Origin of the sequence: Corynebacterium sp. 045007 (assembly GCF_040743205.1) — a bacterium.
In the GTDB taxonomy this organism is placed as follows: domain Bacteria; phylum Actinomycetota; class Actinomycetes; order Mycobacteriales; family Mycobacteriaceae; genus Corynebacterium; species Corynebacterium jeikeium_D.
Genome location: NZ_JBFLKW010000017.1, coordinates 27,323 through 48,383 on the forward strand (window position 1 = coordinate 27,323; position 21,061 = coordinate 48,383).

At 57.9% G+C, this 21,061-nt stretch carries 18 protein-coding genes; 7 read left to right on the top strand and 11 right to left on the bottom strand.

The features are described 5' to 3' along the window. Nucleotides 1-38: 38 nt before the first annotated feature. From AB1Z34_RS08950 to AB1Z34_RS08965, 4 genes are all read right to left on the bottom strand, one after another. Complete coding sequence (locus AB1Z34_RS08950; protein ID WP_049170093.1) at nucleotides 39-389, bottom strand: branched-chain amino acid transporter permease; 351 nt, start codon at nucleotides 387-389, stop codon at nucleotides 39-41. Further along, nucleotides 386-1,069: an AzlC family ABC transporter permease gene (locus tag AB1Z34_RS08955; protein WP_049170132.1), complete on the bottom strand. Its 684-nt coding sequence runs from the start codon at nucleotides 1,067-1,069 to the stop codon at nucleotides 386-388. Before AB1Z34_RS08955 ends, AB1Z34_RS08950 begins: the two co-directional genes overlap by 4 nt. Nucleotides 1,070-1,180: 111 nt before the next feature. Next, the gene (locus AB1Z34_RS08960) at nucleotides 1,181-1,822 is read right to left on the bottom strand and encodes a YqgE/AlgH family protein (RefSeq protein ID WP_258225521.1); all 642 of its coding nucleotides are present in this window, start codon (nucleotides 1,820-1,822) and stop codon (nucleotides 1,181-1,183) included. Further along, nucleotides 1,822-3,264 carry a CCA tRNA nucleotidyltransferase gene (locus AB1Z34_RS08965; RefSeq protein WP_016421726.1) on the bottom strand — a complete coding sequence of 481 codons (1,443 nt, stop codon included), beginning with the start codon at nucleotides 3,262-3,264 and terminating at the stop codon, nucleotides 1,822-1,824. The genes AB1Z34_RS08960 and AB1Z34_RS08965 overlap by 1 nt, the downstream gene beginning before the upstream one ends. A 169-nt stretch (nucleotides 3,265-3,433) precedes the next feature. On the opposite strand from AB1Z34_RS08965, the gene AB1Z34_RS08970 reads away from it, so the two are divergent. The 7 genes from AB1Z34_RS08970 (at nucleotide 3,434) to AB1Z34_RS09000 (ending at nucleotide 14,661) form a co-directional block, all read left to right on the top strand. After that, the gene (locus AB1Z34_RS08970) at nucleotides 3,434-4,282 is read left to right on the top strand and encodes an NUDIX domain-containing protein (RefSeq protein ID WP_367158237.1); all 849 of its coding nucleotides are present in this window, start codon (nucleotides 3,434-3,436) and stop codon (nucleotides 4,280-4,282) included. 6 nt (nucleotides 4,283-4,288) lie between these two features. Next, on the top strand, nucleotides 4,289-6,826 hold the full coding sequence (locus AB1Z34_RS08975; protein ID WP_147719302.1) for a hypothetical protein: 2,538 nt from the start codon (nucleotides 4,289-4,291) through the stop codon (nucleotides 6,824-6,826). A gap of 27 nt (nucleotides 6,827-6,853) precedes the next feature. Continuing rightward, nucleotides 6,854-10,450, top strand: coding sequence for a murein biosynthesis integral membrane protein MurJ (locus AB1Z34_RS08980; protein ID WP_367158229.1), 3,597 nt, complete (start codon nucleotides 6,854-6,856; stop codon nucleotides 10,448-10,450). 199 nt (nucleotides 10,451-10,649) lie between these two features. Further along, nucleotides 10,650-11,249, top strand: coding sequence for a sigma-70 family RNA polymerase sigma factor (locus AB1Z34_RS08985; protein WP_367158230.1), 600 nt, complete (start codon nucleotides 10,650-10,652; stop codon nucleotides 11,247-11,249). Nucleotides 11,250-11,413: 164 nt separating this feature from the next. Beyond that, nucleotides 11,414-12,352, top strand: a complete 939-nt coding sequence (gene trxB / locus AB1Z34_RS08990) for a thioredoxin-disulfide reductase (RefSeq protein WP_005511625.1) — start codon at nucleotides 11,414-11,416, stop codon at nucleotides 12,350-12,352. Nucleotides 12,353-12,745: 393 nt separating this feature from the next. Continuing rightward, complete coding sequence (trxA, locus tag AB1Z34_RS08995) at nucleotides 12,746-13,066, top strand: thioredoxin (RefSeq protein ID WP_049193104.1); 321 nt, start codon at nucleotides 12,746-12,748, stop codon at nucleotides 13,064-13,066. Between the two features lie 410 nt (nucleotides 13,067-13,476). Next, nucleotides 13,477-14,661 carry an N-acetylmuramoyl-L-alanine amidase gene (locus AB1Z34_RS09000; RefSeq protein WP_048733139.1) on the top strand — a complete coding sequence of 395 codons (1,185 nt, stop codon included), beginning with the start codon at nucleotides 13,477-13,479 and terminating at the stop codon, nucleotides 14,659-14,661. A 26-nt stretch (nucleotides 14,662-14,687) separates the two neighbouring features. Here AB1Z34_RS09000 and AB1Z34_RS09005 read toward each other — a convergent pair whose 3' ends face one another. The 7 genes from AB1Z34_RS09005 to rnpA form a co-directional block, all read right to left on the bottom strand. Further along, nucleotides 14,688-15,641 carry a hypothetical protein gene (locus AB1Z34_RS09005; protein ID WP_239272488.1) on the bottom strand — a complete coding sequence of 318 codons (954 nt, stop codon included), beginning with the start codon at nucleotides 15,639-15,641 and terminating at the stop codon, nucleotides 14,688-14,690. 11 nt (nucleotides 15,642-15,652) lie between these two features. Further along, complete coding sequence (locus AB1Z34_RS09010) at nucleotides 15,653-16,930, bottom strand: ParB/RepB/Spo0J family partition protein (RefSeq protein WP_367158231.1); 1,278 nt, start codon at nucleotides 16,928-16,930, stop codon at nucleotides 15,653-15,655. A gap of 21 nt (nucleotides 16,931-16,951) precedes the next feature. Then, nucleotides 16,952-17,908: a ParA family protein gene (locus AB1Z34_RS09015; RefSeq protein ID WP_187404978.1), complete on the bottom strand. Its 957-nt coding sequence runs from the start codon at nucleotides 17,906-17,908 to the stop codon at nucleotides 16,952-16,954. Nucleotides 17,909-18,186: 278 nt separating this feature from the next. Further along, nucleotides 18,187-18,822, bottom strand: a complete 636-nt coding sequence (gene rsmG, locus AB1Z34_RS09020; RefSeq protein WP_187404986.1) for a 16S rRNA (guanine(527)-N(7))-methyltransferase RsmG — start codon at nucleotides 18,820-18,822, stop codon at nucleotides 18,187-18,189. A 325-nt stretch (nucleotides 18,823-19,147) separates the two neighbouring features. Continuing rightward, nucleotides 19,148-20,296 (bottom strand): membrane protein insertase YidC, encoded by a 1,149-nt coding sequence (gene yidC, locus AB1Z34_RS09025; protein ID WP_070604836.1) that lies wholly within the window; start codon nucleotides 20,294-20,296, stop codon nucleotides 19,148-19,150. Nucleotides 20,297-20,383: 87 nt separating this feature from the next. After that, on the bottom strand, nucleotides 20,384-20,716 hold the full coding sequence (gene yidD / locus AB1Z34_RS09030; RefSeq protein WP_083229182.1) for a membrane protein insertion efficiency factor YidD: 333 nt from the start codon (nucleotides 20,714-20,716) through the stop codon (nucleotides 20,384-20,386). Further along, nucleotides 20,676-21,056 carry a ribonuclease P protein component gene (rnpA, locus tag AB1Z34_RS09035; RefSeq protein ID WP_048731381.1) on the bottom strand — a complete coding sequence of 127 codons (381 nt, stop codon included), beginning with the start codon at nucleotides 21,054-21,056 and terminating at the stop codon, nucleotides 20,676-20,678. The genes yidD and rnpA overlap by 41 nt, the downstream gene beginning before the upstream one ends. Between the last annotated feature and the right edge of the window lie 5 nt (nucleotides 21,057-21,061).

Genomic DNA, 21,061 nt, shown 5'->3' on the forward strand with positions numbered 1-21,061 from the left:
CCACTGGTCCGCTGGCACCGTCCCACACACAGCGCACCTCACGCGACAAGGTTCACGAGGACCATATACAGCGCCGTGCCTACAAAAATCGAAATCACGGTGTTGCGCCGCCACCAGTGCAGGCCAACGGTGACGGCCAGCGCTACGGGCACGGCCCAGGCAGCGCCGGGGTCGCCACTCTCACCGCTGAGTCCTAGCCGCCCGAAGACGGTGTAGGCAACCAACGCCACCATGACTCCAACCGGCATGGTCGTGCCGAGGAACTCGAACAGGGGAGACCCCTTCAGAGTGCGCACGAATGCAAACGGCAGCGCACGCAGCGCAAGAGTCACCGTACCCATCGCAAAGAGCGCGGCAAGCACATAGCCGGAATCGGGCATCGCGGTCATGCTCGCTCTCCCTCCGTCGTACGCTGATTGCTTGCCGACGTCATGCGCATCACCCGATCCACCCGCGGTGACCACACGCGCAACAGCAGCAGGCCGAAGTACATCAGCAGTCCGATAACCAGCATCTGGTTCGGGTTAATCAGCCAGCCCACCAGCGTGCAGACGATAGCGGACAGGGGCAGTGACCAGTCCTTAGAAGTCTCAAACGCGTCCATGGCCAGCACCGTAAAGAGCGCCACCAGTGCGAACTCGGCACCGCGGATACCCTCGGGCAGTGCTGCGCCGGTTAGCGCCCCGACAATGCCGGAGCCCACCCACAATAACTGGCAGAGAATCTGAATCGTCAGCAGTCGGTGGCCCGACATCTTTTCGGTCGGATTTGCTGCAGAGACGATGGCATACGACTCGTCGGTAAGCGCGTATGTGGAATATGCGCGGCCGAGACGAGACTGTATCCGGTCGCGTGGGAACGTCAGTCCGTAGAAGACGTGGCGGAAGTTGACCATAAAGGACGTCACGGCACAGCCGAGCAGACCCGTATGCGCCATAACCAGGCCGACAGCGAGGAATTCCATCGACCCGGCGTAGACCACGAAGGAGAAGATGGGGGCCCACCACCAGCTAAAGCCAGTTTGTGCAATAAGCAGGCCGAATGCGAGCCCCAGCGGAATGAGGCCCATGCCCACAGGCAGTGTCTGCCGGATGCCGGCAGCTATGTCGCTGCGGTCGCTGTTTCCTGTGGCGCTACTTCCTTCAGCCCTGTTTCCTTCGGTATTGATGTGCTCACTCATCTAGTTGTCACGTACATCTACGGGATAGGTGCCATACAGTGGCAGCGGCCAGGGCTGACGGCGCATGCAATCACCCCAGATGTCCGCGGCAGCAGGCGCGAGTACATCTGAGGGCAGGGCAGGGGCGACGTACCAGTCACCGCGCTCGAGCTCGTCTTCCAGCTGCCCCGGATCCCAGCCCGCGTAACCGGCGAAGATACGCGCGCCATCGATGCGGTCGCGTACATCCTCCGGCTCCGCGCCGAGGTTGACCAGCGCAAACCTATGGGCGATGCGTTCCATCAGCGGTGCACCGGTAATACTGTCGGTCTCCTCTGGGAGGGTAGCGCCATTTCGCACCACACCAATGCAGATTGGCTGCGTCTGGTTGACCGGACCCCCGACGTAGAGCACCGGCGGCTTAGTCATCAGTGACGCCCAGGGCTCGAGCACATTGTGCACAGGCGTCTGCGAACGCTGCGTGAGATCGACACCAAGGGTGCCGTGCTCATCGTGTTCAATGAGGAAAATCACCGAACGAGCGAATTCCGGCGAGAGCATGCCGGGTGCTGCGAGCAGCAGCATACCGGCGGCCGGGTCGTTGCGCTCGAGGCTGGTAAAAAGCCGGTCGCCATAGAGATTCTCCGGATTAATCGATGCCATTAGCTCTCACTTTCGCTTTCAGCCTGCTCACCGGACTGCTCGTACCACCATTTCTTCAGCGCCAAGATAGCATCTTCACGCTCCAGCGGACCGGACTCCAATCGCAGCTCTTTCAGGTAATTCCAGGCCTGTCCGACTTCTTTGCCGGGCTTCAGGTCCAGAATTTCCATGATTTCGTTGCCATCCAGGTCGGGGCGGACGCGTGCGAGGTCCTCCTGCTCAGCGAGCTCCTTGATTCGCGCTTCCAGGCTGTCGCAGGCGCGTGCGAGGCGTGCTGCTTTACGACGGTTTCTTGTCGTACAGTCGGCCCGCACGATTTTGTTGAGTCGTTCCAACAAATCTCCGGCATCGTTGACATAACGTCGCACCGCCGAGTCCGTCCACTTGCCTTCGCCGTAGCCGTGGAAGCGCATGTGCAGGTAGACCAACTGCGAGATTTCGTGGTTGGTCTTCTTCGGGAACTTCAGTTTCCGAAGGCGGCGTCGCACCAGCTTCGCGCCGACAACTTCGTGCTGGTAAAAGGTGACGTTTCCCTGCTCGTTGTAGGCACGGGTAGCGGGTTTGCCGCAGTCGTGCAGCAGTGCCGCCCAGCGCAGTACGAGGTCCGGTTCACCGGGTTCTTCCTGGTCAATAGCTTGCCGCATGACCTGCAGAGAGTGTTGGTAGACATCCTTGTGCTGGCGGTGTTCATCCTGCGTCATGCGCATGTCGGAGATCTCCGGCAGCACGCGGTCGGCCAACCCCGATTCCACCATCAGGTCGATACCTCGGCTTGGGTCCGCACCCAGGATGAGCTTGTTCAGCTCGGTGGAGATGCGCTCGACCGTGATGCGGTCAATTTCGCTGGACATTTCCTTCAACGCCTTGAGCACACGCGGTGCCACGTCGAACCCCAGCTGGGATGCGAAGCGGCAGGCACGCAGCATCCGCAGGGGGTCGTCGCCAAAACTGACCTCCGGCGCCCCCGGGGTGTCCAACACACCCGCGACAAGATCCTCGAAACCTCCGAGCGGGTCGAGGAAGGTGCGGGTGCCGTCACCATGGAGCTCCACGGCGATGGCGTTACAGCGGAAATCACGGCGAATTAGATCGCCCTCCAAAGTGTCACCGAAAGTGACCTCCGGATTGCGGCTGACCTGGTCATACGTATCCGCACGGAATGTGGTGATCTCCACCTGACGGCCATGCCGTTCCGCGGAGAGTGTGCCGAATTCAATGCCGGTATCCCAGACAATGTCCGCCCAGTCATCGAGGATCGCGCGCGTCACCTCCGGGCGCGCGTCGGTGGTGAAATCGAGATCCACGCCCAGTCGCCCTAAGAGAGCATCGCGCACAGAACCGCCCACGAGGTACAGGCGATGGCCAGCTGCACTAAACGCAGCTGCCAGCGAATCCAGGATCTCCGACTCCTTGGCGATCGCCTGATCCGCCACTGCCAGCATTGCCGTCCTGCGCACCTGTGGGTCCGCGTCAGCAGCCGCCGGAGTAGCACCGTGAGGTGTAGTCCCCCCGGGCTGGTCACCATTTGTCGTTGAAGGAGTCGATTGTGTCACGACCGACACAATACCCGCTTATACCTATAAACCCGGTAGTCTAAGTGGAATGAACAACGTGGTACGCAATGACAACTCGGTGGCGAAGAGCCGTCGACGTCGTCGGCGACCGCGCAGAAGAGGTGGCGTTTCCTCGTCCACCAACACTAGCAACGCTACTACCAGCGGAAATTCTGCAAAACGTAGTGGCTCCGGTGCCAATGGCCCCAAATCGGCCAAGCCAAACTCCGGTGGCGCCAAGAAAAATTCCAAATCACCGAAGTCGGCACGACCCTCGAAGCAGTCGAACAACCGCGGTGGCCATAAGAACGGTCAGGATAGGAACAATCGCCGTCGTCACGCACAGACGAAGCGCACAAACAATCGCCGTGCGCACTCGTCGCGCGCGCAAAATGCAGCGCCGATGCAGACCTCGATTGAGACTTCGGCGGGCGGACTGGTCGTCTCGGGGCTTGCTGAGGCTGTCGGCGATGGCGGCAAAGTCAACCTGTCACGGATTTATGTCGCGCTGATTGGTCGGCACGATCGTCGCGGGCGCCTGCTGTGGTCGATGCCTAAGGGCCATGTCGAACCCGGCGAAGCTTTCGATTCCACCGCCGAACGTGAGGTGTGGGAAGAAACGGGCATTCGCGGCGAGGTCATCGAAGAGCTCGGTGTGATTGACTACTGGTTTGTCTCCGATGGCACGCGGATTCACAAGACCGTGCACCATCACCTTCTGCGCTACGTCGATGGCGATCTGAACGACGAAGACCCCGAGGTCACCCAGGTCATGTGGGTTCCTGTAGACACCTTGGTGGAACGATTGGCCTACGCTGACGAACGCAAACTGGCCCGGCGCGCGCACAATCTGCTGCCCGATCTCGCCCGCGCGGAAAAGCGAGCAGGCCGGCAGACGCCGAGGTGATTGCGCATGTTCAGGTTGCAGTTGCCAAGAAATGTTGTTCGTAAAGTCACGGCCGCTTCCGCAGCGCTCATACTGTGCTTGCCGACGACCGTTGCGCCCCCAGCTTTTGCGCAAGATGAGCAGTTGTGGGGCAGTGGCACCAATCGTGTCGGTGAACAGGGCCCCCTTCGGCTTTCGATAACCAGCTTCACTCCGCATGTCGCGGCTCTACATTCGACGCTGACCATCAAGGTGCAGGTGCACAACACCTCCGATGCGGATATCAGCAATGTTGCGCTGCGCCCACAGCGGGCCGGCGCACTGGCTTCCTCTGCAGATGCGCGGACGATTCTCGCTGAGCCTGAATCGGTGTTTGATGTGGCTGGGACCTTCAGTGCCCCCATCGAGCTGAAAGCGGGGGAGAAGCGTGAGGTTACGCTAAGTGTTCCTATCTCCGCACCGGCTCCAGAAGGACTCGACATCACGGAAGCCGGCACGTTTCCGCTGCTCATCAATGCTAACGGGCAACCGGCAGATGACATCGACCGCCTGCTGGCGGAAACACGCGCACTGCTTCCGGTGACGGATCCGCAAGCGGAAGGTGATGAGCCGGAACCGCCTGCCGGTGATCAGAACGACAACGATGAGACCGACAATTCCGATGCGCCCACCCGCCGCGACCCAGTGCCGTTTTCGCTGATTTGGCCCATCAGCCAGCCAGTGCCACTGGTCGGCGGTGAGACCGGTGACGCACCCTCGTCGCCGAATCTCATCCTCACCGACAATTCTTTGGCCGAGTCTCTCGAACGCGGTGGCCGCCTCGACGGTTTGCTCACCTCGTTGGAAAAGGGCTTTGCCGGCCCGGATGGGCAGAGGTTGCGGGAATCAACCTGCATCGCCATCGACCCGGAGACCCTCGACGCAATCTCCAGGATGACCCGCGACTACTGGATTGGCACCAGCCGCCCAAGTCCTGTGGAGTCCTCTCCGCGACTGCGGGATTCCTGGGGAAACGCGGATGACACCAATCTCACGCATATGCCCGCCAGTGACAATGCTGCCGCCTGGCTCAATCGGCTGCACGATCTCACACAGGACACCTGCACACTGTCACTGCCGTGGGGCGGCACCGATGCCAGCGCCGTGGCTCGCGTGGGGGATCACGAGCTTTCGATGGAGGCACTCGCCGCTGGTCGGCAGACTATCGCCAAGCATTTGGACGTTCAGGCACTGCCGGGCCTCTATTTGCCGGCCGAGGGATACGTGACGTCGGAAAGCGCCCCGCTGTACTCGGCGGCCACGGCCCTGAACGGGACCACCCCGGAGCGCGCATTCGAAAACCGCGTAGATACCGGCGAGACGATGCCACCGTCGCCCACTCCACCCGAAGCCGCGCACGACACCACCGTGTTAGTCGCAGACAACACCGCCTTCACCGCCGATGGTCAGACACTGCGCCCCGGCCATAGTGGCGTGCTTGCCGACGGTAGCCGCGCCTTCGCCCTCCCTGGGGCACTGACAACCTCTCTGGCTGCAACAGGACGGTCTCCCCAGACTGTGGCGTATTCGAATCTGCTCGGACGCTACGATTTCCGAATCGACTCCGAAGCTGCACGGATGCAGACAGCGATTGGCACTCTGTTCCAATCATTGACTGATTCGGATGACCCTCGCGCGGCTGTGGTGGCAGCACCGCCGTCCGGTTGGGATCCACGCGCTAGCGACGCTGAAGATTTCATGGCTGCGGTCAGGAAAGCCGTGGACGATAACCTGGCTGAGCTGACTCCGCTGATGGACTCCATCACCGCTTCAGCTCACGACCTGGATGCGGGCTCGGTTACTCCAATTGACAAGCTTGCCGATCCCGCGCCAGTGAGTGAGACGCTCGTGGAGAAGGCTCAGACGGCCTCCCGCGAGATCACCGACCTGACCACAATCATGTCCAACGATCCCAATGTCGCGCTGACGCGGTATGAATTCACCCGTCCCCTGCGGCACGACTTGCTGCGCTCGTTTACAACTCTCGGCCGGCGAAATCAGCTGCAGTCAACTGACGTGCAGCGGCGGAGCGAAGAACTCAGCGACCAGGCACTGATTATGAATCGACGCCTGCGCAATTCGGTGACGTTGGTAGCTCCCGGCGGTGTCTACACCCGCGCAACGCAGCTGTCGCCGATTGCGGTGCTGGCTCGTAATGGCCTGCCGCTGCCGGTTCCCGCGTTCGTGCGCGTCGGCGCTGGAGATTCGGTGTTGGAGGAGAAGTATGAGGCCGCCATCCCCGCCAAGGGGTCGGTGACTGTTCAGTTCACTCCGAAGTCGGGTGATGATGCAGAATCCACTCCGGCGACCAATGCTCCAGAGGGAGACCGGCCACGGGATAGTGGAGACAACTCCCACAACCTGTTGCTGTGGCTCGAATCACCTGGCGGCACGCCGATTTCTCGATCAGTGAGTATTTCCGTGCAATCGGGCGCTTCGGTTGGGGTTTTGGCTATCGTGACCCTCGTCATCGTCACTGTTGGTGGGTTTTTTGCCGCAAAACGGTCTCAGTACTTTCGGAAATAGACCCCCTTTTAAGCAACAATAGGACATGTGACTGACTCAGACGCGCATAAATCTGGACTTCGAGGCCGCATTCGTCGCCCCGCGCCACCGGCCCCAGTTCCGGCGGCGCGGCCAACGGCTGAATCTCAGCCGGCCGAAGCGGCCCCGGACCTAACTCGCGTATCCGGCCATAAGGCAAATGCCGATACCGCCGCTGACGCGATGACGGAATCGGCATCACCATCGCCAGCAAAGGCGGCAACTGCGACAGCAACCGCTTCCAGCGATTCCTCCGCAGGCTCGACGGCGGACGCAAATCAGGGACAGTCGAACTCGGACATCGTCGCCTCCACGGGCTCGATGGCAATCGCTACCCTGATTTCGCGCATTACGGGTTTTTTGCGAAACCTGCTCATCGGCGCGACGCTGGGTCCGGCTGTGGCTTCAGCCTTCAACGTCGCCAACACACTGCCGAACCTGATTACGGAAATCGTCCTCGGCGCAGTGCTGACTTCTCTGGTGGTGCCAGTGTTGGTGCGCGCGGAGAAGGAGGATCCAGATCACGGTGCCGCCTTCATTAGACGTCTCTTGACTGTCTCTATGACGCTGTTGGCAGTGGTGACGGTGCTGGCGGTGATAGGTGCGCCACTGTTGACCAGATTGAGCCTTAACGAGGCCGGTAAGGTCAACGTTCCGCTGGCAACGTCATTTGCGTTCTTACTATTGCCGCAGATTATCTTCTACGGCATATTTGCGCTGCTCATGGCGGTGCTAAACACCAAGGGAATCTTTAAACCCGGTGCGTGGGCACCTGTCGCTAACAACGTCGTGGCCATTGCCACGCTCTTGCTATATCTGTTCCTGCCCGGCCAGTTGAGTCCGGATTCGGACGGTTCACTCTCCGATCCGCACATCCTGCTTTTGGGTCTTGGTACCACCCTGGGTGTCGTCATTCAGGCAGCCATCATGATTCCCTACCTCAAGCGCGCGGGCATTGATTTGCGTCCGCTGTGGGGTATCGACGACCGCATCAAACAGTTCACCGGCATGGGTGTCGCGATTATCACCTACGTGGCAATTTCCCAGGCTGGTTACTTCATCACCACCAATATTGCCTCGACTGCCTCCAAGGCAGCGCCGACGATTTACCAGCAGGCTTGGCTGCTGTTGCAGGTGCCCTACGGCATCATCGGCGTTACCTTGCTGACCGCCATCATGCCGCGACTGTCCCGCAATGCAGCCGACGGCAACGATGGGGCAGTGGTCCGAGATCTGTCCATCGGTACCCGCCTGACCATGATTGCGCTGGTGCCGATCGTTGCCTTCTTCACCGCATTCGGCCGCCCCATCGCCGTCGGTCTTTTCGCGTATCTGGAGTTCCCCCGCGAAACCGCAGAGATTCTCGGCTGGACGCTGTCCTTCTCGGCGTTCTCGCTTATTCCATACGCCATTGTGCTTTTGCACTTGCGTGTTTTCTACGCCCGTGAAGAGGCCTGGACCCCGACTTTCATCATCCTCGGCATTACCACCGTCAAGGTGATTCTGTCGTTCTTCGCTCCTCGTCTGGCTTCTGACGATGAGACCGTCGTCGTGTTGCTCGGTGCCGCCAACGGTTTCGGTTTCGTCGCCGGCGCAATAATTGGCTTCTTGCTCTTGCGCCGCACTCTCGGACACTTGGACAGTAAGGCGACCGTCCACACCGTGCTGTGGGCACTGGGGGCGTCGCTTGTCGGTGTCGCCGTTGCTTGGGGCGCATTCGCATTGACCGACCTTGTGCTGTTCGATTTCTTCGGTTCCTTCGGTGTGCTACTGCAGACCATCGTCACCGGCGTGGTCTTCCTCATCGGTACCGGCCTGGTGCTCGCTCAGGCTCCATTGGAAGAGGTCCGCGTTCTGGGTGGCTTCCTCGGCCGCATTCCGGGTCTACGTCGCTTTGCTCCGCAGCCTCATGCAGCCGACAATGCCGTCGCCGACCGTGAGGATATGGAGCGCGAACGTGGCTTCGCCGCTGATGCTTTCTCGATTGCCCCGTCGAACCTGATTGGCGAGGCCACGGGTCTGGCAAACGAGGGCTTCACCGCTTCGCCGCTGTTGCCGCCGATGCCGACGCAGGGTTCTCGCCCGACCCGCTATGTACCCGGCGAGATGGTCTCAGGTGGTCGTTTCCGTCTGCGTTCTGAAGTCGCGACCTACCCAGGTCTGCGCCTGTGGCGCGCCATGGATATGGGAGATCCCGACAACTCAGATGTCGCACTTGTCTTCGTCGACACGATTGCACTGCCGTACTACGACACTTCGCCATCGGTTGCTGCCCAGAAGATTGCCACGACGACCAACGAGCTGCGTGACCTGGCCGGCACCGGGATGTCCCGCATTCATAGCGTGGCGAAGACACGCACCGAGGTGCTCATCGTCGCCGACTGGACCAGCAGTATCGGTATTGAGCGGTTCGATCAGGCCGCCCACCCGGATGCCCTGGCACTCGCAGTAGCATCACTTGCCGAGACAATCGCCGACGCCCACGAATCTGGACGTTGCCTTGGCCTGACAAACAAGCCTGGGCAATTGCGCATCAGCAGCGACGGCCACATCTACGACGCTTTCCCCGTCGTTTTGCCCGATAGCTCGCAACGTTCGGACTACAACGCGTTGCTTTCTGTCATCGACGAGCTGTTCTACAACGTGCCAAATATCCCCTCCGATATTTCTGCTGCCATCGACCGCGCGAAGCAGGTTCGCCCGGAGAGCTTCAACCAACAGGAGTCGCCAGCTCGCACACTCGCGGAGGATTTCCGCACTGCAGCGCTCGGCCCCGACTCTTCGGAGTTTCTCGCAATCGACCCCGACACCGGTGCGCGCGAATCCATCGATGCCGACGGTGCAGCCCAATCAAACGCTCACCACACCAAGAATCGCACCCGCGCATTCAGCACCGGCGCAGTCGTTGTCGGTGTAGTCATTGTCGGTGCACTTGTCGCCGCGGGCATCTTTGGTCTGGTTAACCGTTCCTCGGACGCACCGATTAACTCCGAGTCGGTACGACGCGGCCCGGCTCCGATCACGACGCTTTCGCTTGCCGACGCTAACGAGTGGCAAGCCGACAGCGACAACCCGGCAGCCGGTCCAGACAATCCGGACATGGCTGAGCTGACCATCGATAATGACGAGGAAAGCTTTTGGGTAACTTCGACTTACCTCAGCCAGTTCGGCAATCGCCCAGAGGACTTCAAACCTGGTGTCGGTATTCGGGTCACTCTCGATGAACCGGCAACCATTCGAGAGCTTAAGGTCGCGGCGACCCCGGGCGCGCACATTGAAGTTCGCGGCCTACGAGATGCTGACTCGACGAACTTGGATGACACAACGGTTCTCGGAAGCGCTACTGCCACCTCAGGTACGACGACCATCGAAATCGATAGCCGCGACACTGAGTGGAAGAACCTTGTTGTCTGGATCTCCGGCTTGCCGACGGCTGCGGAAGCGGTAGCCGACAGCGACTCAGACACTGACGCTGATACAGATGCTGAGTCGCAGAATTCCGATGCGGACAACCCACTTGTCGGCGACCGCAATCTGGCTGAGCAATCTCCGGATTCGTTGCTGCCAGTTGCTATTGGCGACATTCAGGTGCGTGGTACGGAATAACGCTCTGAGCTTGCCTTAGGTGGCAACAGTTCAAGTTGTCCCAAGTTATCCACAGCTACTGGGACGTTTTGAAGTTCATCCACAGCCCGCGGTCTCCACGGCAGTTTTGCCAAGCGGAGAGCGCGGGTTTCGTGTTTGCATAGGAGCCATGAACTTTGGGGGAAGAAATCGAATTGGGGACAGTCACCGTAAGGCCCGCATGGGTCGGCGACTGGGGGATTGTGGCGTCGTCGGTATGCGAAAGCATGCATCTGCGGACGAGGTCGATCGTGAATTATTGAAGGCGCACCTGGCGGGGGATTCTCGCGCGTTCGCGGTGTTGGCACGGCGTTATTATCCGCAGTTGGTAGCGATGGCGCGGCGCTATCGTCGGGATGATTTCGATCCCTTGGATGGGGTACAGGAGGGGCTGGCGCGGGCAATTGCGGGGGCGGCGAGCTTTCGCGGGCGTTCAACGGTGGCGACGTGGCTGACGTGCATCGTGAAGAATGCGTGTATTGACCACAACCGCGGTCGTTTCGGGGAGATCCCTCTCTGCGATAAGGAGGAGGATTTTGAGACGTTTATGAGTTCACAGCCGATTCCCTGCCCGGATGTTCCGCTACGTGTGACTATGGCCGCCGCATTGGAGCAGCTGCCAACGGATCAACGGGATGCCCTGCTGTACTTGGACATCTTTGGATATTCGCTGCAGGAGACCTCTCGCAGTATTGGGCAGCCGAGCGGGACGTTGAAGTCTCGGCGGGCGCGGGCGCGTCGTACGCTTCGGCGACAATTGGAAGAAGTGCAGGTGGCCTAACAACTGCGGAGCAGGGGAGAGGCTGGGGGAATAGAGATGGCTAACCTCACGTTGGTTGAGGTGGCTGGTTCCGGTAATTTCTTTCCCGGAGCTGAAAAATTTGCTTACTACTGAGCATCACTGTGCGCCATGTGATGTGAGAGATAAAAATTATAGGAGTCTTCATGAGCGATATCGTTCACGACCTGATCATCGTCGGTTCCGGTCCCGCCGGTTACACGGCTGCCACCTACGCAGCCCGTGCCGACCTGAAGCCTGTGGTGTTCGAGGGCATCGAGTTTGGCGGCCTGCTTATGACGACTACCGATGTGGAGAACTACCCAGGTTTCTCCGAGGGCATCATGGGCCCAGAGCTGATGGATCAGATGCGCGCACAGGCAGAGCGCTTCGGCGCTGACCTGCGCATGGAGATTGTCGATCGCATGGATCTCACCGGCGATATCAAGTCTGTCTGGGTTGGCGAAGAAGAGCACAAGGCTCACGCTGTCATCCTGGCAACCGGTGCCGCTCCGCGTTATGTCGGTGCTCCGGGTGAGCAGGCGCTGCTTGGTCATGGTGTCAGCGCCTGTGCCACCTGTGATGGTTTCTTCTTCCGCGACCACGATATCGCCGTCATCGGCGGCGGTGACTCCGCTATGGAAGAGGCAACCTTCCTTACCAAGTTCGCCCGCTCGGTGACGATTGTCCATCGCCGCGATGAGTTCCGTGCGTCGAAGATCATGGTCGAGCGCGCGCAGAACAATGACAAGATTCGCTTTGCGACGAACAAGGTTGTGTCCCAGGTTCTTGGTGAGGACAAGGGTTCAGTTACCGGTCTCGAGCTGGAAGACACCGTCACTGGTGAGAAGTCCGTCCTGGATGTGACTGCCATGTTCGTAGCAATTGGCCACGAGCCACGTTCGCAGATGGTTCGCAATCAGCTGGATTGCGATGAGAATGGCTACATTCAGGTAGCCGCTCCGAGCACCCAGACCTCTCTCAAGGGCGTCTTTGCGGCGGGCGATGTTGTTGACTCGCATTACCAGCAGGCAATTACCGCCGCTGGTTCTGGTTGCAAGGCTGCGCTGGATGCTGAGCACTACTTGGAAACTGTTGCTCGGTAGCTGACAGCAGGGCAGTCGCACTAGCTGGATAAACACCTAATAGTTGGGGTATCGCAATTGTTGGATAAGCCCTACGATTGCAGATATCCAACTATGGGGAATATCCGATAGTCGGTAAGACCAATTGTTGTTTGCTGTAGCTCAATCAGGGCGCAGCGGGACGTGTTATAGCCCGGTACGCCCCGTACTCATCGAGCACTTGCAGCGTTCTCAAGAACACCATTAATTAACAATTTAGTACTTCACTCGCACCACCGGAAGCCCTAATTTTTGACGCCTTGAGCGCCAAATCCGTACGCGAGGCTGAAGAAGCTAGGTTGAAAAATTAGAATCAAGACCACAAAACAAAACCACTAAGAACTCAAACGAGCTCATTCTAAGGAGAAGAATTTCATGACTCCGGTAACCGTCACCGCCAACACCTTTAAGTCCGATGTCCTCGAATCCGATAAGCCGGTGCTTGTTGATTTCTGGGCAGAGTGGTGTGGCCCGTGTAAAAAGATTGCTCCCGTTTTGGACGAGGTTGCGACCGAGCTCGATGGCAAGGCCGTCATCGCCAAGGTCAACGTCGATGAGGAGCGTGCACTGGCTGGCATGTTCCAGATCATGTCCATCCCAAGCCTGCTCCTATTCAAGGACGGCAAGAAGGTCGAAGAGATTCGCGGAGTCCGCCCGAAGGGCGAAATCACGTCCCTCATCGAAAAGCACCTTTAAAAGAACTTGGGGTTGCTCCTTATCCGATACGAGGTTACGACTGCCCACCCGTCACTTCGCTACTGCCACCTTCGTTGGACACACCCCATTATGATGTGACTGAAGTTGTGGTTGTGATTTAGAGTTATTCCTGGGGTTCTGCCGTCGGGCTAGCCGACGCGCCCTCGTAACAATCAATTCGCGCCTGCGACCTGGTAATCTTGCTGGAAATGGCGGTTTACGTCTTCCTTAATACCGTGAAGGAACCAGGTTGCCGCCAACTTGAGAGGTATTGCTGACCATATCCTCTGAGAGTACGCGGGATTTCCTAACTGAAGTTTCGTTTAGCTCACTGGCCAGTAATACTGATTAAGTGTTGTGAGGACCCACAACGGCCTAAACATAATTGTGGAGTTCGGAAGGGAGTTTTCGTGCCAGAGTTTCTGAAGGTGGGCGATAGGTCACCTCGTGTAGCCGAGGTACGTTCTACCCTGGCTCGTCTTGGGCTTCTGCCCAATTGGGAGGGCTCAGCCGCGGAGGAGAACTCGCCTCAGTGGTCTGGTGACGATGACCTCTTTGATGAGGATATGCGCAACGCTCTCCTGGCGTTCCAACAGTCCCGCGGTGTCTATGCCGACGGGATCATCCGCGACAGCACCCTGCGCCTACTGCGAGAAGCCTCGTACACTCTGGGCACCCGCGTACTGTCCTATGATCCACTGTCTCAAATGACCGGTGAGGACGTAGGCGTTCTCCAAGCTACCTTGCAGGAACTCGGCTTCCACGATGCCCGAGTAGACGGCCACTTTGGCCCGAAGACCGATGCCTCTGTACGTGAATACCAGCTCAATTACGGGCTGGAGCCCGACGGTATCTGTGGTCCCGTTACTCTCCGGGCGCTCAGCTACTTGGGCAGGAGGGTTACTGGTGGCTCTGTAAACGCCTTCCACGAGAAGGAAATACTGCGCACGATGGGGCCGAAGCTCTCTGGAAAGCGCATTGTCATTGATCCAGGTCTTGGGGCAGGGGAGCCCGGCATTGTGGTCGACGGCCCTTACGGTCAGATTTCTGAAGAAGAGATTCTTTGGGATTTGGCCTCTCGGATTGAAGGTCGCCTTGTCGCGGCAGGTGCAGAGACTATTCTGTCTCGTCCTCGTACCGACAATCCGTCCATCGAGGATCGCGCTGAGATGGCCAACGCATTTGGCGCTGACGTCTTCATCTCCCTGCAGGCTGACCACTATCACAACAACCGCGCCAGCGGTATTGCGACCTTTTACTTTGGCTCGATGAAGGGCTCCAACTCCATTCTTGGCGAACAGCTCTCTGGCCTTATTCAGCGGGAGATTGTTGCCCGTACGAGCCTGGTGGACTGCCGCTCGCACGCCCGTACCTGGGATCTCCTCCGTCTGACCAGGATGCCCACGGTGGAAGTCGCCGTTGGTTACCTGACCAACGAGGATGACGTCGCAATTCTTTCTTCCCCAGATCAGCGGGACGTAATTGCCGAATCTATCGTTGTCGCTGTAAAGCGTCTGTACCTGGGCGATGAAGAGCAGCAGCCAATGACCGGCGCTTACAGCTTTGCGCAGCTGATTGAAGAGGAAAAAGCCTAAACACGGCTGACCAATGAAACCCAGCGCTAAAGACTGAACAGCTTTGAGCGCATAAAGGGTTCTTTCGCACTTAGATCCAACGCATGGCCGATTTCTTCGTCCCAGTCCAATTCCGCATCCAACTCGATACGGAGTTTCGGATGAATCGGATGTGGAGTCACCACCCGAAACCCGGAGTCAAGAAGGATTCGCGTACGAATCAAATCACCGGCGTTATGGTTAATCGCCGCCAACGAATCTGAAATACACGGCTTTGGATTCAGCTTTTCTTCGAGTTGCGCCTCGAAATCAGCAATTAGATTCTCCGTACCGTCGTCAGGCGTTGGCGACGACGGCGTGGATGCCGACATAGAATCCGCCGTGCCACTACAACCAAACGCTTCTACCGCTGAAATCCCGCGCAGCGCGAGCTTGTGCAGAGCGGTCACAATGAGCACGCGGAGCATGTCATCGTCAACCTCTAAAGCGTTGTAATGCAGACTCGTCAGCGCAATCGCATCCGGCGATATTGGTCCGGAAGGCATGGAAAATGTCGTCGGGCAGAAGCGTGGCGGAGCAAAGAGCAGCGTGCCGACGGTCTCAGGTTTCCCATCGATAAGTGATGCCGGTGGCTTTCGTCGTAGCGAATATCCGCACGGTCCCCAGGAAAGGTAGACGGTATTGAGCCATGCTTCCTTCTCCAAGCGCACCTGGGCGGCTAAATCAGGGCTTAAATCGCCATTTAAGAGGCTTTCACTAGCTCCGCCTGGCCGAGTAGGGGGTTGGCCGTCCGAATGCTTTAAATCACCGTTGAGCGCTTCATCCTCTTCTGGCGTGCCGGGGTCCAAATTAGGTTCGCGCGGCTCAGTCGAGAACTGGGGTAGGGCAGTTGCTGTACGGATATGCTCCATGCCCTGTTCCCAAAACAGGCTTAACATCGTCTCTGGATAGATTCCTTCGATGTCGGCCAGCGAAATTTTCTCGATGAATACTTCAGTCACAGTAACCGGGTTTACTCTTCGTCGAGATGCATCAGTGACATGATGCGATCAAAGTCCTCGAGGTTGCCGAATTCGATAACGATTTTGCCCTTACGCTTGCCCATCTGGGCAGTCACCTTCGTATCAAAAGAATTGGACAGGCGGTCAGCCCAATTGTGAAGGACCTCCGGCTGCGGAGTGGGCTCACGGTGCTGCTTTTTCGGTCGCTCGCCGGCATTGAGTAATGTCACTGCTTCTTCGGTCGCACGGACGGATAGTCCTTCAGCAACAATTCGCTCGGCGAGGCGCTGCTGTTCTTCCTCACCTGCCTTAACTCCAAGCAAGGCACGTGCGTGACCAGCCGACAGAACACCGACCGCTACTCGTCGCTGTACCTCCACCGGCAACTGCAAGAGTCGAATCATGTTGGTAATAACGGGCCGCGAGCGACCGATTCGATCCGCCAGCTCTGCCTGAGTTACACCAAACTCTTCGAGTAGCTGCTGGTACGCAGCGGCCTCTTCGAGTGGGTTCAGCTGAACGCGATGGATGTTCTCTAATAGGGCATCGCGAAGCATGTCCTGGTTTGGAGTATCGCGAACGATGGCGGGAATCGTGTCGACCCCAGCTCGCTGAGAAGCACGCCAGCGACGTTCACCCATGATGATTTCAAACTCGGGTTGCGGCGCGTTCGGATCTTCCTTGCGCGCTGCCTCGAGTGCGGCCGCACGACTATCCTCAGAGATTGGTCGTACGATAATCGGCTGCAATAGACCGAACTCACGAATAGAGTGAGCGAGCTCATTTAGGGGCTCCTCATCGAAGACCTCTCGTGGCTGCTTCGGGTTCGGCGTAATCAGCTTCAAGTTGATCTCGCGATAGGTCGCGCCAAACTCGTTTGCGGCCGAAGCGTCAACATCGGTCGGCTCGGCGCCGCTATGGTCCGCTACTCCCGACGTCGTCGAGGGCAATGTTTCACGTGAAACATCACTGGACTTACCAATAGTCTTATTGTCACTGTGACGTTTCTTAGCCTCATCGGCATGAGGCTTGCCCTGCCCGGATTTTGCAGATTTTCCGGCGTTTTGCCCCTCAGTCAATGAGGTGCCGGATCCGGTCGCGGCTGCCCCCAGTACGTCGGCAACTCCGCTACTTCCAGGCTGCTTTGTCCCCTGGGTACGGCGGGGACCGAAGATAATATCCGCGGCACTGTCACCTACCGAGGGGTTAGCCGCCGGAGCAGTTGGAATCAGCGCGGCGATACCGCGACCGAGCCCTCCCTTGCGGTTCTCCTTTTTTTGATTCGACATCGATTACTACTCCTAGTGGCTTTAATTTGTCTCAGTGGAATTGGACGGGGTAGGGGAGGAAGCAGGTTCTTGCCCAATCGCACCTCCACCCGGAACTGCTGAATAGTCGCCACGCGTTGCCAATTCCTTCGCGGCGTCAAGATAAGCAACTGCGCCCCGAGACCCTGGATCGTAGGAAATTACGGTCTGCGAATATCCCGGCGCCTCCGATACCTTCACGGATCGAGGGATGAGATTACGTAGCACAACCTCACCGAAGTAGTTACGAACCTCATTGGCAACTTCTTCCGAAAGCTTGGTGCGGCCATCGAACATAGTGAGCAGCACAGCAGAAATATGTAGCTCCGGGTTGAGATGCTGACGAATCATCTGCACGTTATTCATCAGCTGAGTCACACCCTCCAAGGCGTAAAACTCACACTGAATCGGAATCAAAACCTCGTTGGCGGCAGTCATCGAATTCAGAGTCAACAGACCGAGCGAAGGAGGGCAGTCAATAATGAGAAAGTCAAAGCCGTTGTCAATCAGGTACTGATCTGACACCGCATCGAGAAGTCGGCGCTCACGGTTCAGGAGCGAGACCAGCTCAATCTCGGAGCCCGCCAAGTCCAACGTCGCTGGCACACAAAAGAGATTCTCAGATTCAGGGGAACGCTGGATGACATCGTCAATCTGTAGTTCGCCAATTAGAAGCTCATACGTCGACGGAGTCCCGGAAACATGCTCAATCCCCAGGGCCGTAGAAGCATTTCCCTGCGGGTCATTATCGATGACTAGGACCTTGAGGCCATGCCGCGCGAGCGCCGACGCGATGTTGACTGCCGAAGTGGTCTTGCCCACGCCACCCTTCTGGTTGGCGATAGTAATACGGCGCGGGCGTTCGGGGCGTGGAAGCGATAAACGGTTCGGGGCCTTAACTTGCGCCGCCCGTTGAGCTGCCGCAGCGATGGGTGTGTCTTGCCAGGACTTCCGGCTCATTAACTATTCCCCTTACAAGCACAGCAATCACCAATCATGGCCACTGGAGTGCGAATAAAAACTTAGTAACTATCTGCAAAAGCGTAATCATCAAGCCCCAACAAGCGTTAGACGCCGACGATTGTGGAAATGTTTCACGTGAAACATCCACCTTGGCCGGTAGGACTTTGCCATACCGCGATACTTATCCCACTCTAGCCCGACGGCACTACGCGCCTCAATGTCGAAACCAAAACACAAGCGAACCGGCAGTGGAGTAGGGGAGGGGGACTTACAACCTACTTCTTCTGAATAATCACGGCGTACGTCGAAGTTCCCAACACGGAACCGCCAACCTCTACAACGCGGGGATTAGTTCCCTTCGCCTTGGCAATAAGCTTTGCGTCCCGATCAATCTCCTCTTGCGCAGTTCCACCCTTCAGTGCAACCATCGCGCCTCCGGATTTAACTAAAGGAAGCGACCAGCCCGCCAATTTCCCAAGAGGGGCAACAGCGCGAGAAGTGACGACATCTACTTGGCCAACCTCAGCGCGAACCATTTTCTCCTCAGCGCGGCCGCGAACCACGGTCACATTGTCCAGCTCGAGATCTTCCACAACCTCGTTCAAGAAAGTCGTACGGCGCAGCAATGGTTCCACAAGAACCACCTTCAAATCTGGTCGTGCAAGAGCAAGCGGAATCCCGGGCAAGCCTGCCCCCGAACCAATGTCCGCAACTACAAGCCCTTTGCCTATAGCTTCTCCAACTACCGCAGAATTGATAATGTGCCGATCCCACAGCTTTGGAGTTTCACGTGGCCCAATCAAACCTCGGACTGTAGCCTCCTCAGCCAACCAGGAATGGTAGCGGTATGCTCGATCGGCATTCTCTCCAAACACGGTATCTATCACCGAACGCAAATCGGCATCGACCAAACCGGCGGAGGCTTCTTGCTTATCGACGTCCTTCTCGGGGTTACTCAACAGTTCCACTAACCTTTCTTGCACAATGGGGCAGCTGTGCCGTCACCCGTCGAGCTTTTCACTACCCCTAGTGTACGACAGTGCAACAACGATGTTTCACGTGAAACATTGATCAAAGTTGGATGCCAAACTCCCGGCCCCGGAGAAAATTACATGCCTGTAATAACAGTGACGTTGTTTGCTCGATAGAGCACCAAGGCAAGCAAAAACGCCCCGCATCAACTGCGGGGCGTTTCGATTAATTAACTTATGTAGACGAAGGGCGATTCCACTTCAGCTATTTCTTTTTCCGCTTCCGGTTCTTCCGATTTGCGGGTTTCTGTCCTGGCGCTGGCTTCGAGGCTGGGCCCTGCTGTCCCTTCCCCGAATTACCATCCGGAAGATGGCTAGAAGCCTTGTTCGCTGCAGAGGCCTGACCGGACTGCGCCTGCTGCGCATTCTGCGCTGCCTGACGCTTGCCACCCTTCTTCGGATTGATTGGCTTCTGGCCAACCTTCGGAGCGAGCTTCTCCTGTGCCTCGCGCTTGGCAGCCTTCTTAGCTGCGACAGCTTCCTTCTCTTCCTCATCCAGCTTGCCGAAGATGTAGCGCTGCTGGAAGTAGGTCCAGACGTTGTTAGTCACCATGTAGACAAGAAGACCGATGTGCCAGAAAGCACCGGTAACAAGAATCATGATCGGGAAGAACCAAAGCATCATCTTGTTCATCATGTCCATCTGCTGCCCCATAACGCCTTCCTGGCGCTTCACCAGACCGGCTTCCTGGCGGGCACGCGTGCGGTCAACAGACATGCGAGCGTTGAAGTGCGTTGCCAGTGCCGCGATAACAATCAGCGGAATGGCAACGATCATGATGTCCATGCGGGTGAAGTCCGCAGGCGTACCAGGCACGGTAAAGGCTGCGTATTGATCCTCACCCATACCAACCGAACTGGACAGTGGAGCATTGAGCACACGAGCCAGCAGGAAAGACCGCACCTCATCTACACCGAAGATGTAGTTAGGCGTATTCCAGTTCTGCTCCACCGACATGCCGAGCGCATTGCCCGACGTACCCGTTCGGTTAAACGAACGCAGCACGTGGAAAAGACCAATGAACACAGGCATCTGAACCAGAATCGGCAGACAGCCGCCGAGCGGGTTGACACCCATTTCCTTCTGCAGCTGGCGCATAGCAAGAGCCTGCGCCTGCTGATCGTTCTTGTACTTCTCCTTGATCGCCTGCATCTCAGGAGCGAGTTGCTGCATCTTGATGGCAGAACGCTGCTGGTTCAGCATCGGCTTAAACAGGAGGATACGGATGGTGACCACAAGCAAAACAATGGCCAGCACCCATGAGATACCCGAGGAGGGATCGAATAGGAAACCTGAGGCCTTATGCCAGAACCACAGGATGGCCGAAATCGGCCAATACACGAAATTGAGCACGGTCTAAGATCACTCCGTTCTTTAGGGGGACAGCGCACTCGCGCCTTCGTCTACAAAGCCCGGTCAAAGGCTAAGCATTACTAGAGGTTACCTGTGCATTCGCTTCAACCACGAACCCAGGCCGGGGAATGTGACAGGAACTGGATCCCAGCCGCCCGGATGCCAGGGTGCGCAACGGAAGATACGCAGGAGAGTCAGCCACAGGCCACGAATAGCTCCAAAGCGGCGCACGGCCTCAAGACCATATGCGGAGCAGGTCGGTTCAAAACGACATGTGCTCGTTGGCTTCAGATTAGAGATACGACGGCGGTAGAAGAGAATCGCCCTCTCAGCCACACGTGCAGCGGGGGCCTGGGCGAGGGGGCCGTCGTCAAGCGAATTAGCGCCGACGTTCGTATGTGGCGAGTGCCGATTGCACATCGTGGGACAGCTCCTGGCTGGTGGCTGTGGCAGATGCAGGCAGCGCGCGAACGACAATGTCCATGGTGGACGGAAGATTCTGCGCGGCCGCGGCCATAACATGGCGAAGCTTGCGGGATACAGCGTGACGAGTCACAGCGTTGCCCACAGCTTTAGATACGACAAGACCGACACGCGGACCACCAAACCTGGCAATCTGCGTATCGGTCTTATCTTCACCGCCAGAAGCGGCGGTGTCACGAATATGCAAGACCAAGGTCTTGCGTCCGATTCGGCGTCCACGTCGTACGGTGACCGTGAAGTCACGCGAAGAACGCAGCTTATTGCTCTGAGGGAGCACCGAAA

Coding starts and splice junctions, on each gene's coding strand:
- yidD (WP_083229182.1), bottom strand. CDS start 20,716: ATGTGCAATCGGCACTCGCCACATACGAACGTCGGCGCTAATTCGCTT.
- AB1Z34_RS08965 (WP_016421726.1), bottom strand. CDS start 3,264: ATGCTGGCAGTGGCGGATCAGGCGATCGCCAAGGAGTCGGAGATCCTG.
- AB1Z34_RS08975 (WP_147719302.1), top strand. CDS start 4,289: ATGTTCAGGTTGCAGTTGCCAAGAAATGTTGTTCGTAAAGTCACGGCC.
- AB1Z34_RS08985 (WP_367158230.1), top strand. CDS start 10,650: ATGGGTCGGCGACTGGGGGATTGTGGCGTCGTCGGTATGCGAAAGCAT.
- AB1Z34_RS08950 (WP_049170093.1), bottom strand. CDS start 389: ATGACCGCGATGCCCGATTCCGGCTATGTGCTTGCCGCGCTCTTTGCG.
- trxA (WP_049193104.1), top strand. CDS start 12,746: ATGACTCCGGTAACCGTCACCGCCAACACCTTTAAGTCCGATGTCCTC.
- AB1Z34_RS08955 (WP_049170132.1), bottom strand. CDS start 1,069: ATGGGCCTCATTCCGCTGGGGCTCGCATTCGGCCTGCTTATTGCACAA.
- AB1Z34_RS09010 (WP_367158231.1), bottom strand. CDS start 16,930: ATGTCGAATCAAAAAAAGGAGAACCGCAAGGGAGGGCTCGGTCGCGGT.
- AB1Z34_RS08960 (WP_258225521.1), bottom strand. CDS start 1,822: ATGGCATCGATTAATCCGGAGAATCTCTATGGCGACCGGCTTTTTACC.
- trxB (WP_005511625.1), top strand. CDS start 11,414: ATGAGCGATATCGTTCACGACCTGATCATCGTCGGTTCCGGTCCCGCC.
- AB1Z34_RS09015 (WP_187404978.1), bottom strand. CDS start 17,908: ATGAGCCGGAAGTCCTGGCAAGACACACCCATCGCTGCGGCAGCTCAA.